Genomic DNA, 12,882 nt, shown 5'->3' on the forward strand with positions numbered 1-12,882 from the left:
GTAAGACCAACTACCATCGGCGCTAGAGAGCTTAACTTCTGTGTTCGGTATGGGAACAGGTGTGACCTCTCTGCCATCGTCACCAGACAAATTTACAATACTTAATTAAGTATAACAGTTTCGAAAATATTTTCAACAGTAAATTTTACACCACGTTCATGAACTTTACAATTGATTTAATTTCTTAATGCCACTCGTTTCAAGCGACTTTTATATCTTACAAAATACTCATATTAAAGTCAACACTTTTTCAATACTTTTTTTCTTATTATTAAAATTTTATTTTTCTGATAAATCATTACATAATAAAAAAGCGCTAAAAACCTTTATTCAAAGGTCTTTTAGCACTTAAATTTATTATTTATGTCTCATGTATGGGAATAATAATACATCACGGATTGATGCACTGTCTGTAAGTAACATCACTAAACGGTCAATACCAATACCGAGTCCACCTGTTGGCGGCATACCGTATTCTAATGCTTCGATATAATCTTCGTCCATCTCATGCGCTTCGTCATTGCCTTGCGCTTTCTCTTCCATCTGCGCTAAGAAACGTTGTTTTTGGTCAATTGGATCATTTAATTCAGTAAATGCATTCGCATGCTCACGACGTACGATAAACAATTCAAAACGATCAGTGAAACGTTTGTCTTCGGGATTTTGTTTTGCAAGTGGTGATACTTCAACAGGATGGCCATATATAAATGTTGGCTGTACTAAATGTTCTTCTACTTTTTGTTCGAAGAATTCATTTAATACGTGACCGTATTTCATATTTGGCTTTACTTCTACGCCATGTTCTTTTGCAAGTGTGTGTGCTTCTTCGTCTGTATTTACATTATAGAAATCAACACCTGTAAATTCTTTGACAGCATCAACCATGTGCCATCTACGCCATTTTGGTGCAAGCTGGATCTCTTCACCATCATACGTTACCGTTGTAGATCCAGTTACCTTCTCTGCAATGTAAGCGACCATTTCTTCAGTTAAATCCATAATATCGTTATAGTCAGCATATGCTTCATATAATTCGATCATTGTAAATTCAGGATTGTGACGTGTCGAAATTCCTTCGTTACGGAACACACGCCCAATTTCATAAACTTTCTCTAGTCCACCAACAATTAATCGTTTTAAGTGTAATTCAATCGCAATACGCATATATAATTCCATGTCTAAGGCGTTGTGATGTGTAACGAACGGGCGTGCTGAGGCACCTCCGGCAATTGTATGCATCATTGGTGTTTCTACTTCTAAGAAACCTTTAGCATTTAAGTAGCTACGCATCTCCTGAATGATTTTACTACGTGTAATAAACGTTTGTGTTGATTCATCACTTGTAATCAAATCGAGATAGCGTTGACGGTAGCGTTGTTCTACGTCCTGTAAGCCGTGGAATTTATCAGGTAATGGGCGTAAAGCTTTCGCAAGCATCGTAAATGATGTTGCCTTAACTGAAAGTTCTCCCGTATTCGTCTTAAACATTACACCTTCAACACCTACAATATCTCCTAAATCAGCACTGTTCCATAAATCGAACTGTTCATCACCCACTGCGTCTTTACGAACATAAATCTGAATTTGTCCTTCTAAATCTTTAATATGGGCAAATCCTGCCTTACCTTTACCACGCTTCGTCATAATACGTCCTGCAATAGCTACATGAGACTCCGCTTCTTTATCATGTAATTCTTCTTTAGAAAAAGCATCCCAATCTTCTTTTAAGCTTTTAGATGTTGCTGTTCTTTCAAACTTCTGTCCGAATGGATCAATCCCTAAATCCAATAAATCTTGCATTTTTTGACGACGGACCAGCATTTGGTCATTTAATTCTTCAGTCATATTATTCTACTCCTTCTAAAATTTTAGATTCTGATGCTTCAACTTCTTGTTCGAATGTTCTAAGTATATCAACTAATTCATCACGTGTCTCAGCTTGATTGATTAACTTCCTCGCCTTACCGTTTCCTCTGATTCCTTTTAAGTACCATGATGCATGTTTACGCATCTCCATTACCGCTACCTTTTCACCTTTCAGATTGATCAGACGGTCTAAATGCAACACTGCAACATCCATCTTCTCTGAAATCGGTGGTTCTGGCATGAGTTCTCCAGTTTCTAAATAATGCACTGTTCGGTAAATCATCCATGGGTTACCAAGGGCCTCACGCCCAATCATAACTGCATCTACACCTGTTTCGTCTAGCATCTTCTTAGCAAGTTCCGGACTCGTAACATCACCATTACCTATTACAGGGATACTTACTGCTTCTTTTACTTGTCGAATGACATCCCAGTCTGCATGACCTTCATACATCTGCACTCGTGTTCTTCCGTGAACTGCAATTGCTGACGCTCCTGCTTTTTCAATCATCTTCGCATTCTCTACAGCGTAAATATGTTCATCATCCCATCCAATGCGCATCTTTACAGTTACCGGTTTATTTACTGCTTCGACTACAGCAGAAACCATTTCATAAATTTTCGGTGGGTCCAATAACCATCTGGCACCCGCTTCACATTTAATAATTTTAGAAACCGGGCAACCCATATTTATATCGATAATATCTGCAGTTGTATTTTGATCAACATATTTCGCTGCTTCTACGAGCGTTTCTTTCTCCCCACCAAAAATTTGAAGAGATAACGGACGTTCATTTTCATCAATATACAACATCTTCATTGTTTTTTCATTATTGAACAAGATCGCTTTATCACTCACCATTTCAGCACATACTAATCCTGCACCAAATTCTTTAACTGTTAATCTGAACGCCGCATTACATACACCAGCCATAGGTGCAAGCACTACTTTGTTATTAATTTCAATATCTCCAATTTTCCACATATCATTACCCTCACTTATATCGTCTTACTTCCGGGTCCATAGTTACAAGTTCTCTAATTTTCTTATTTAAGACAGGATGTACTGCTTCAGATGCAATCTCAGCCAATGGGATGAGTACGAAGCTTCGCTCATGCATAAAAGGATGTGGCACTTTCAACCTATCATGCTCAATAACAATCTCATCTATTAACAATACGTCTAGATCTATCGTTCTCGGACCCCAATGAATTTTACGTTCGCGACCCAATTCAAGTTCAATACGCTGAATTTCATTTAAAAATGAAATCGGTGTTAAACTTGTTTCAACAATCGCTGCACCATTTAAAAAGTCGTCCTGCTCAACTCCACCCACAGGGACAGTTTCATACAAAGATGACACCGCTAAAAGCTTTGTACCTTGAATTTGCTCAAGCTTTCGCAATGCTTCATTTATTTGATATTCTCTATCACCTATATTACTGCCAAAGCTAATATAAACTTTCATTTACTGACGCTCCCTGATGATCTCTACACCCACACCATCATACACACCAGGTATTGGTGGATTTTGTTTTGTAATTTTTACTTTTAACGCCATTATCTGATTATAGTGATTGAAGAGTGTTTTTGCAATACGTTCTGCAACATGCTCGAGCAGTTTCGATTGAATTTCCACTTCGCGCTTCACATCTTCGAATACAGCACCGTAGTTTACGGTATGTTCTAAATTATCTGTTTCGCCTGCACGCTTTAAATCTACATCAAGAGAAACGTCTACGATAAAGATCTGACCTATTTCATTTTCTGCTTCAAACACACCATGATACGCATAGAATTGCATCCCATCTATAAATATTCTATCCATCACATTCTCCTTTTAGTTGATCCATTACACGTAAAAACCTACTATTCATCAAAACGTTGTGCACTCGCACCGCATCTACACCTGCATTCACGCCAATTGCTGTTGTTGCAAGTGTGCCTTCATCACGATCTGCAGGTACTGAGTTGTCGTTCAGCAATTCTTTCACCATGCGTTTACGACTAGTAGCTAACAATACTTTATATCCTATTTGCGTAAGTTCCTCAAGCCTTCTCATGACCTCAATTTCTTGATTACGGTTCTTTGCAAAACCAATACCTGGATCAAGCCAAATTTTATCTCTTTCAATACCAGCTTGTTCTGCTGCTCTTGCTTGTGTACATAAATCTGTGATCATATGCTCCATCACATCACCGGCAACTTCTGCCTCTGCATTATGCATCAATATAATTTCTGCACCATGTTGCGCTACAATATCGAACATAGACTGATCAAACTTTCCAGCCCATTGGTCATTAATAATATCGCATCCTGCCTTTAAAGCTGCATGCGCTACTTCGCTACGAAAAGTATCTACAGAGAGCCGTATTTTTTCATCCTTCAACGATTCTATCACTGGAATAACCCGATTTAATTCTTCTTCGATAGAAATCTCTGTATATCCAGGTCGCGTTGAATAGCCCCCAATATCGATAATATCAGCACCTTCTTCCATCATCTCTCGCGCACGACTTAAAGCAGTTTGTAAAGTATTATATTTTCCACCATCCGAAAATGAATCAGGCGTTACATTCAGAATTCCCATTACTTGCGTTCGCTTCACTTATCTCACCTCATCTTAGTTTGTAAATATTATATCAAAAATAGACAAAGTATAAAAAAATAACAAAATCCCACAAAAATCAATCGATTTAAGTGGGATTCAATAAGGTTATTAATCCGCTAAGTTAGCAAATAATACTGTTGATAAATAACGCTCCCCGTTACTTGGGATGATTGCAATAACATTTTTATCTTCACCAAGTTCGACCGCTTTATCAATTGCAGCTTTGACCGCAGCACCTGATGAAATTCCTACAAGAATACCTTCTTCTTTGGCTATTTTTCGGCTCATTTCCATCGCTTCATCATTCGTTACTTGCTGAATGCTTGTGTAAACTTCTGTATCTAAAGTTTGAGGTACAAAGCCTGCGCCGATACCTTGTATTTTATGTGGTCCAGGTTGTCCGCCACCTAATACTGGAGAATCAGCAGGTTCTACCGCGACAATCTCAACATCTGGATTATGTTTTTTTAATACGCGTCCAGCACCTGTGAGTGTTCCGCCCGTACCAACACCTGAAATAAAGGCATCAATCGATAACCCTTCCATCGCTTCAATAATCTCAGGTCCTGTCGTCAGTTCGTGCACTTTAGGGTTTGACATGTTTTCAAATTGTTGCGGCATAAAGTAACCATTTTGTTCTTTAAGTTCATTCGCTTTTTGAATTGCACCCTTCATTCCTTCAGCACCAGGAGTAAGTACGAGCTCAGCACCATATGCACGTAATAATGTACGGCGCTCCTGACTCATTGTATCTGGCATAACTAAAGTCGCTTTATAACCTTTTGCTGCTGCCACCATTGCAAGACCAATCCCGGTATTTCCTGACGTCGGTTCGACAATCGTATCACCAGGTTTAATAATACCTTCTTTTTCGGCTGCTTCAATCATCGCAAGTGCGATTCTATCTTTCACTGAGCTGCCTGGATTTTGATACTCTAACTTTACATAAATATTTGCTGCTCCAGCTGGAACAATATTATTCAACTTAACTAAAGGTGTATTCCCGATTAAGTCTGTGATGCGTTCAACTCTTTGTGCCATAATAACTCCTCCAAATTGTAATTTTATTCTTATTACGCTTATCGGATTTATTATATCAAATTCACACACAAGATAAAAATATTCAAGCTTATATTAATCTGTAATCAATGCTCTAAGATCTTCTTCAGAATAATGATATTGTTGTCTACAGAAATGACACTCTACTTCCGCACCATGATCTTCTTCAATCATGCTTACAATTTCCGCCTCTCCTAAGCCTTTAATGGCAGCCAGAAACTTCTCTCTACCACAATTACATTTAAATTCTACAGGCATCTGATCGAGTATACGAATATTGTCTTCTCCAAGCACTTCTTCAAGCACTTGTTCAGGAGATAAACCACGATCAATCAAAGTTGAGATTGGAGTTAAGTTCGCAAGACGCTCTTCTAATAAAGAGATTGTTTCTTCGCTTGCACCAGGCATCAGCTGAATGATAAAACCACCTGCTGCTTCAGTAACTTCTTCAGGTGTACATAATACACCGAGACCTACAGCACTTGGTACTTGTTCACTTGTCGCAAAATAGTAAGTAAAATCTTCAGCAATTTCACCATTATGCAATTCAGTAGATCCTGTAAAGTAGTCTCTCATCCCTATATCTTTAACCACTCGTAAAAACCCATTTGCTCCCACTGCAGCACCAACATTCATCTTACCTGGACGAATGGATTCAACTTCTACATGCGGATTTTCGACGTAACCTCTTACTTCACCTTTACCATTCGCATCAACAACAATTTGCCCTAATGGTCCGCCACCATTAATCGTTATCGTCAACTTTTCTTCATTTTTTAGCATTGCACCCATCATTGCACCAGCAGTAATCGTTCTACCTAATGCCGCTGTTCCTACACGCCATGTGTCATGCTTTTGTCTTGCAGTTTCAACTGTATTTGTAGTACGTACACTGAATGCACGTACCTCATCATTAAATGCTAAAGCTCTTACTAAATAATCTTGTGTCATCTTGACTCTCCTTTAAAAAATCCCTTTTCATCTCATAGTAAAGAAGAAAAGGGATTGGTTTGTTAAAATTTATCTTTATCTAATCTATCTACTTTAGGTTCTGGTTCCTGTTCATTTTCTTCGACAGGTATATCAGGATTTTTCAACTGCTCTTTCACTTCTTCATAAGATGAGCCTGTTTCTTCTGTATCCTCATCCTTAATCGTAACGCGACTATTATCTGAAGTGTTGTCCATTACTTTCTCATCTTTTTCTTTAATATGATATAAATGAGAATCATCGTAGCTTACTTCTGGTAGTGTTCCGTTTTCAAATAAGCTGTTGATTTGGTTGGCTACTAGTGTTTCTTCTGTTAATAACGTCTTAGCAATTAAATCAAGCTTGTCTTGATTTTCAAGTAAAATCTGTTTACAACGTTCATAACTTTCTTTAATGATGCGTTGCACTTCAAGATCAATTTCATAAGCAATCTGATCTGAATAATTCGCTTCGTGACCCATATCACGTCCCAGGAATACTTCTCCTTGTGATTGTCCAAATTGTAATGGTCCAAGTTTATCGCTCATACCATATTCAGTCACCATTTTACGAGCAATTCCTGTCGCACGCTGGAAGTCATTGTGCGCGCCTGTAGACACTTCACCGAATGTAATTTCTTCTGCTACTCGTCCACCAAGTAAACCAACAATTTTGTCTAATAACTCAGGTTTCGTCATGAAATAACGATCTTGTTTCGGTAACATCATTGCATATCCACCTGCATTTCCACGTGGAACGATTGTTACTTTGTGGACCATCTCTGCTTCATCAAGTACACAACCGATAATAGTATGTCCCGCTTCATGCCATGCAACTATATTTCGTTCTTTTTCAGAGATAACACGTGATTTTTTAGCTGGACCTGCAATTACACGGTCTGTCGCTTCATCAATATCGCGCATATCAATTTTAGTTTTACCTTGACGCGCCGCAACAAGTGCTGCTTCATTTAGTAGGTTTTCTAAATCTGCTCCAGAGAACCCAGGGGTACGTTGGCTAAGTGCCTTTAAGTCTACTGTTTCATCTAATGGTTTGTTACGTGCATGTACTTTAAGTACAGCTTCACGACCTTTAACATCTGGTGCACCAACTTGAATTTGACGGTCGAAACGTCCTGGACGTAATAATGCAGGATCCAGGATATCCGGTCTGTTTGTAGCTGCGATCATAATGATTCCTTCGTTTTCACCGAAACCATCCATTTCAACTAATAACTGGTTTAATGTTTGCTCACGTTCATCGTGACCACCACCGACACCAGCACCACGTTGACGTCCTACTGCATCAATCTCATCGATAAAGATAATACACGGTGCGTTTTTCTTTGCATTTTCAAATAAATCACGTACACGACTAGCACCTACACCGACAAACATTTCCACGAAGTCAGAACCACTGATTGAGAAGAATGGTACACCCGCTTCACCGGCAACTGCACGTGCAAGTAATGTCTTACCTGTACCAGGAGGCCCAACTAAAAGAACACCTTTAGGAATTCTTGCACCCATCTTCTTAAATTTACGATTGTCTTTTAAGAAATCGACAATTTCAACAAGTTCTTGCTTCTCTTCATCAGCTCCAGCAACATCACTGAAACGTACTTTTTTCTTTTTGTCGTCATATAATTTGGCTTTTGATTTACCGAAATTCATAACACGGCCGCCACCGCCGCCACCTTGTGACTGAGATAGGAAGAAGATAAAGACGAATGCTAATAATAAAATTGGAATTAGTGTACTTAACATACCTAAAAATACATTTTCTTTATCAGCTGGTTTAATATCAAACTTTAAATCACCTTTTTGATCTTCGGCAATTTTAGTAATCTTCTCTAAATCTTTCTGGTTGTTATACATCAGTACAGAAGTAAATGTTTCATTTGCTTTTGCACCTTTTAACTTTCCTTTTACGAGGTAAACTTCTTGTCCTGGCTGAATTGTCATTTCTTCAACCTTGCCTTTTTCAAGTTCGGACATGAGTTTTGTATATGTCATTTGCTTAGGCATTGATCCAGTGCCGTTAATCATCGAGAACACACCGAATATTACAATACCAACAAGCGCTACCATTAAAATACTACGAAAGGCTTTTTGCATTCAAATTTTCCTCCTACTCCATATATAAAGCTAAAAAGCATTTTACCATATTTAACTATATTCAATCTACTATTTAAACTTAAGGTGAAATAACAACATTTGAGTGTTATTTAGTATAAACTTCTTCTTTCAGCAAGCCGATATACGGCAGATTTCTATAATGCTCTTGATAGTCAAGACCGTATCCTACTACAAACTCATCCGGTATTTTTTCACCTACATATTTTGCTTCGATATCTACCTTTCTACGCATCGGTTTATCGAGTAATGTGACGATTTCGATTGAGTTAGCCTTACGGTACTTTAATAAGTCTACAATCACGTTTAATGTAGTACCTGTCTCAAGAATATCTTCGATAATAATCAAATCACGACCCTCTACAGAAACATCTAAATCCTTCAAAATCTTCACTTCTCCAGTGGATTCCATTCCGCCATGATAACTAGACACATCCATAAATTCTAATTCAACATGCGTATCAATATTTTTAATGAGATCTGCCATAAATAAAATTGATCCCTTTAATATACCGATACACAACGGGTTTTTCCCACTGTAATCTTTAGTGATTTCGCTTCCTAACCGTTTGCAAGTATCTTGAATTTGTTCGCTCGTTAAAACTGTACTTTTAATATCATTGTGCATATTAATACTCCTTTGAAATTTTTATATGTTGATTCATAAAATGGTTACTCGACTTTAAATTTCCAATAGCAATGATAATTCCCTCATATACTATGAGCGGAATAGTGTCTCGTTCATATATGGGAACCTTTAAATCTTTCATTATTCTAGAAACCTTTTGATGATGACCATCAGTGGAGAGCACATCTCCTTCTTGACGATTCCTCACTATTATATCACTTTTTAAATAATTTACTTGAATGATATATTCATTAAATTTATACTTCCCTGGTAACGAAATGCGAAGAGAGCTACTCTTCTCTTCTTGTTTACGCACCGTAATGTGATCATAGGCCATATACAATGTATATTCGCCAAATGAATATGATGCATGTGTAGCATCTGTCTTCATCACTCGTATAATCTCATCAACTTCACGCACACTAATAGATTCCTCAAGAAAATCACTTAATAATGACTGGATGACATATTGTTGTACAAGATGATTCTCATTCTTTAGCTGCGTACGATCAATACTGTTAATTTTTATACCTTCTGAATACTTCATCGCACATTGTCTGACCAATGACTGGGCCGTGTCTATATAATGAGCAACGTGCAGCAAGTTTTCCTTTGAAAGCTTCGCCTCATCCAGCTTAGCTATAATTTCATTTCTTATGTAATTACGAGTATACTTTACCTCTTCATTTGATTCATCTTCCATAAATGGAACACGTTCACGCTCTGCATATTGATACAATTCAGATTTAGAATAGTTTAATAGTGGTTTCCCGTAAGTCACCGCACCCTTTACAATCATCTGCATACCTGGTGGCTGAAAAGTAAAACGGTTGGATAGTAACCTGAAGAATATTGTTTCCATCTGATCATCTTTATGATGCGCTGTCAGAACCCAGCTGAGGTCTTTTTCTTTTGCAACCGATTCAAAAAAATCATAGCGGAGTTTCCTCGCTTTATGCTGTATACTTTTACTTAAATCGAAAGTTCCTTTCGGTATCGTATAGACGATAAGTTCAATGCCGTATGAAGTGCAATATCGTTGGATCATATCTTGTTCTTCTCGCGATACATCACGTAACTGATGATTAACATGCAGTACATATAACTGCTTAAAGCACCCTGAACGTCTTATTTTATCGAGTAATACCATACTATCAACACCGCCTGAAACAGCAACGCCAATGTTCTCATCTTCTTTCCAGAAACGTTCCATTTAATCACCTTTTATCAATAAAATAAAACAATCTCACTAAAGTAATATTTAAGTGAGATTGTTTAATGCTAAAAAAATAATATTAGCGTTTTGATCCACGACCACCACGACGAGATTCTGATTGTCGTTTAATTGAAGTTTGTCTGTCTTCACTGTCTTTTAGGAAGTTTGATAATTTTTTCTCGAAATCTTCCGGTTTTTTTCAACTTTAGGGGCTACAGGTTTTTTAGGACGCTCTTTTGCCTTCTTAATAGAAAGACTGATTTTACCATCGTCACCAATCGTCAATACTTTAACTTCTACTTCATCTCCGACTTTTAAATGATCTGCAACATTCTCGACATAGCTATCTGCAACTTCACTGATGTGTACAAGACCACTTTTACCTTCAGGTAATTCAACGAAAGCACCGAAATTTTTAACACCTGTAACTTTACCTTTTAATTTGCTTCCAACTTCAATTGACATAAGATTAATAAATCCTCCTGATAAAATTCTTCATAATATATCATTATATGCTTACTCACTACTTTTTACAACGCTATAAATCTAAATAGTCAGTGAATTCTTCATTGTCCTTTGCTATCTGACTTCGAATCTTCATTATCCGGCAATTTAAAGATGACTTCTCCATCATTGCTCAGGAAATATTCACTTCTTGCTATTTTTTCAATATATTCTTTACTATTGAGTTGCTTTAGCTTTTCTCTCAGCACAATCTCTTTTTCCTGCAATCGTTTATATTCTGCATTTTGCTTAGCGTGTTCTTCTTTTAGATGGTTATTAACACTCATCTGATATAACAATACTCCCGTTAGAAGTAACAAGATGCTCAGTAAGCCTCCACCGAATACGAACAATCTTTTCTTTATTACTCGATTATTTTTTCTTTTCCTTCGTTCTCGCAACGCTTTTTCTGAAATATAGTCATTGTCCAGATTACTCACATTTTTTGCCACGCATAACACCTCTATTCATCAGCGTGTATTTTTTCTTCTGACACTATTTCAAACATACCTTTTGCATTATCTTTTGTGGCGTGTTCTTTTAAATCAGTCACTTTAACCGTGATAACACGTTGTCCAAGCCTTACTTCCAATACGTCATCAATCGTTACATTGCTTGAGGCCTTAGCCACATTGCCATTGATTTTAATGCGTCCCTGGTCACTGACTTCCTTTGCTAAAGTACGTCTTTTTATCAACCGTGATACCTTTAAATATTTATCGAGTCTCATTCTCTTCACCTGCCAATACTTTAAGTGCTTGCTGAACTGTTATTTTCTGATTGTTAACCAAATCATATAATTTTAAATATAAATCTGCAAAAATTTTCTCTTGTTTTACCTGTTTTTCTTCTTTACCTTCTGCTTGCTTTGCATTTTTCCACACTTGATTTAATTCTTCAACGCTATTTACTTCTACTCCTTCTCCAAATATATGCGGATGACGTCTAATCATCTTTTCGCTAATAGCCTGGACAATTTCACGTGTATCAAACATCATTGATTTCTTACCAATCGCACCATGGAACACTACTTGAAGAAGTATATCTCCTAACTCTTCAATCATATGGTCGATATCATCATTATCAATCGCCTCAAATAATTCATATGTCTCTTCCAAAAGGTAACGTTTCAAGCTAGAATGGGTTTGAACTTTATCAAATGGACATCCGTCATCTGCGACTAATCTATCCATAATGGATGTTAAATATTCAAAATCTCCAGCATAATGTTCTTGACTTAACGCAGGTACAAAAAGCGAAGTTAAATTAGATAGCTCAAAGTCATGATCCATCTCATATAATGGGCACCACGTAACTCTCGATCCTTGCCCTCTGGCACCTGTAACTATAGCAACTTTATGATCGTCAGGGTATTTCTCCATTAAAGTAACTTTCACATCTCCCGCTATCATCTGATCGTATACTTGCGTGATGATTAATGCATTTCTAATATTAATCGCTTCACTTGTCATCATCGTCCCATCTAGCATTTGAAATCCATTATTAGGATCAAATGATACTGCTTGGAATAGATCATCGATAAAGCTTTTTCCGCCTAAAACTTCTATATCCAAAGTTTCATCCTGTAACAATAGCTCAGTTGTAGATTCAGCTACCATTGGATGACCAGGAACGGCATAAACAATATCATCATCCATCGCTTTTTCTTTTAGAGTCTGAACAATTTCCGCATATACTTCGCTAAATCGATCATGTTTTTCATATACTTCATCGAAACTAATCCACTCAACATCTTCTAGATCTTCTACTACCGGATGTGCTAATGTACGAACATATACTTTATCTACTTTATTTAAAAAACGATAAATACCAAACGGCAGCTCATCTAACCCATAGTTCCCTAATCCTACGACTGTTATCTTACCCATCAA

General features: G+C 37.3%; 13 protein-coding genes, 1 rRNA gene and 1 pseudogene. All 15 read right to left on the reverse strand.

Annotated elements, in window-relative coordinates:
- A 5S ribosomal RNA gene (gene rrf, locus CD152_RS02745) occupies positions 1-87 on the reverse strand; the annotation flags it as partial.
- Between the two features lie 270 nt (positions 88-357).
- Positions 358-1,845, reverse strand: a complete 1,488-nt coding sequence (lysS, locus tag CD152_RS02750; protein WP_101141274.1) for a lysine--tRNA ligase — start codon at positions 1,843-1,845, stop codon at positions 358-360.
- Position 1,846: 1 nt separating this feature from the next.
- Complete coding sequence (dusB, locus tag CD152_RS02755) at positions 1,847-2,851, reverse strand: tRNA dihydrouridine synthase DusB (protein ID WP_099482366.1); 1,005 nt, start codon at positions 2,849-2,851, stop codon at positions 1,847-1,849.
- A 10-nt stretch (positions 2,852-2,861) separates the two neighbouring features.
- Positions 2,862-3,335, reverse strand: a complete 474-nt coding sequence (gene folK / locus CD152_RS02760) for a 2-amino-4-hydroxy-6-hydroxymethyldihydropteridine diphosphokinase (protein ID WP_101042141.1) — start codon at positions 3,333-3,335, stop codon at positions 2,862-2,864.
- Positions 3,336-3,698, reverse strand: a complete 363-nt coding sequence (folB, locus tag CD152_RS02765; protein ID WP_103214355.1) for a dihydroneopterin aldolase — start codon at positions 3,696-3,698, stop codon at positions 3,336-3,338. It abuts the gene before it with no gap.
- Positions 3,688-4,476: a dihydropteroate synthase gene (folP, locus tag CD152_RS02770; RefSeq protein ID WP_103214356.1), complete on the reverse strand. Its 789-nt coding sequence runs from the start codon at positions 4,474-4,476 to the stop codon at positions 3,688-3,690. Before folP ends, folB begins: the two co-directional genes overlap by 11 nt.
- A gap of 111 nt (positions 4,477-4,587) precedes the next feature.
- Positions 4,588-5,520, reverse strand: coding sequence for a cysteine synthase A (cysK, locus tag CD152_RS02775; RefSeq protein WP_101141277.1), 933 nt, complete (start codon positions 5,518-5,520; stop codon positions 4,588-4,590).
- 93 nt (positions 5,521-5,613) lie between these two features.
- Positions 5,614-6,489 (reverse strand): Hsp33 family molecular chaperone HslO, encoded by an 876-nt coding sequence (gene hslO, locus CD152_RS02780; RefSeq protein WP_101038230.1) that lies wholly within the window; start codon positions 6,487-6,489, stop codon positions 5,614-5,616.
- A gap of 62 nt (positions 6,490-6,551) precedes the next feature.
- On the reverse strand, positions 6,552-8,624 hold the full coding sequence (gene ftsH / locus CD152_RS02785) for an ATP-dependent zinc metalloprotease FtsH (protein ID WP_103214357.1): 2,073 nt from the start codon (positions 8,622-8,624) through the stop codon (positions 6,552-6,554).
- A 106-nt stretch (positions 8,625-8,730) separates the two neighbouring features.
- Positions 8,731-9,270, reverse strand: coding sequence for a hypoxanthine phosphoribosyltransferase (gene hpt, locus CD152_RS02790; protein ID WP_103214358.1), 540 nt, complete (start codon positions 9,268-9,270; stop codon positions 8,731-8,733).
- 1 nt (position 9,271) lies between these two features.
- The gene (gene tilS / locus CD152_RS02795) at positions 9,272-10,483 is read right to left on the reverse strand and encodes a tRNA lysidine(34) synthetase TilS (RefSeq protein ID WP_103214359.1); all 1,212 of its coding nucleotides are present in this window, start codon (positions 10,481-10,483) and stop codon (positions 9,272-9,274) included.
- 82 nt (positions 10,484-10,565) lie between these two features.
- Positions 10,566-10,951: pseudogene (locus CD152_RS02800) on the reverse strand (S1 domain-containing RNA-binding protein).
- A gap of 101 nt (positions 10,952-11,052) precedes the next feature.
- Complete coding sequence (locus tag CD152_RS02805) at positions 11,053-11,442, reverse strand: FtsB family cell division protein (protein WP_103214360.1); 390 nt, start codon at positions 11,440-11,442, stop codon at positions 11,053-11,055.
- Between the two features lie 11 nt (positions 11,443-11,453).
- Positions 11,454-11,720, reverse strand: a complete 267-nt coding sequence (locus CD152_RS02810) for an RNA-binding S4 domain-containing protein (protein WP_101042143.1) — start codon at positions 11,718-11,720, stop codon at positions 11,454-11,456.
- Entirely contained in the window at positions 11,707-12,882 is a 1,176-nt protein-coding gene (locus CD152_RS02815) for a MazG nucleotide pyrophosphohydrolase domain-containing protein (RefSeq protein WP_103214361.1), read from the reverse strand. The genes CD152_RS02810 and CD152_RS02815 overlap by 14 nt, the downstream gene beginning before the upstream one ends.

Source organism: Macrococcoides caseolyticum, from assembly GCF_002902665.1.
Classification (GTDB): Bacteria; Bacillota; Bacilli; order Staphylococcales; family Staphylococcaceae; genus Macrococcoides; species Macrococcoides caseolyticum.

What these genes read in the sequence shown, in the direction of transcription:
- lysS (WP_101141274.1), bottom strand. Translation starts at nt 1,845, where the DNA reads ATGACTGAAGAATTAAATGACCAAATGCTGGTCCGTCGTCAAAAAATG.
- dusB (WP_099482366.1), bottom strand. Translation starts at nt 2,851, where the DNA reads ATGTGGAAAATTGGAGATATTGAAATTAATAACAAAGTAGTGCTTGCA.
- folK (WP_101042141.1), bottom strand. Translation starts at nt 3,335, where the DNA reads ATGAAAGTTTATATTAGCTTTGGCAGTAATATAGGTGATAGAGAATAT.
- cysK (WP_101141277.1), bottom strand. Translation starts at nt 5,520, where the DNA reads ATGGCACAAAGAGTTGAACGCATCACAGACTTAATCGGGAATACACCT.
- hslO (WP_101038230.1), bottom strand. Translation starts at nt 6,489, where the DNA reads ATGACACAAGATTATTTAGTAAGAGCTTTAGCATTTAATGATGAGGTA.
- ftsH (WP_103214357.1), bottom strand. Translation starts at nt 8,624, where the DNA reads ATGCAAAAAGCCTTTCGTAGTATTTTAATGGTAGCGCTTGTTGGTATT.
- hpt (WP_103214358.1), bottom strand. Translation starts at nt 9,270, where the DNA reads ATGCACAATGATATTAAAAGTACAGTTTTAACGAGCGAACAAATTCAA.
- tilS (WP_103214359.1), bottom strand. Translation starts at nt 10,483, where the DNA reads ATGGAACGTTTCTGGAAAGAAGATGAGAACATTGGCGTTGCTGTTTCA.
- CD152_RS02810 (WP_101042143.1), bottom strand. Translation starts at nt 11,720, where the DNA reads ATGAGACTCGATAAATATTTAAAGGTATCACGGTTGATAAAAAGACGT.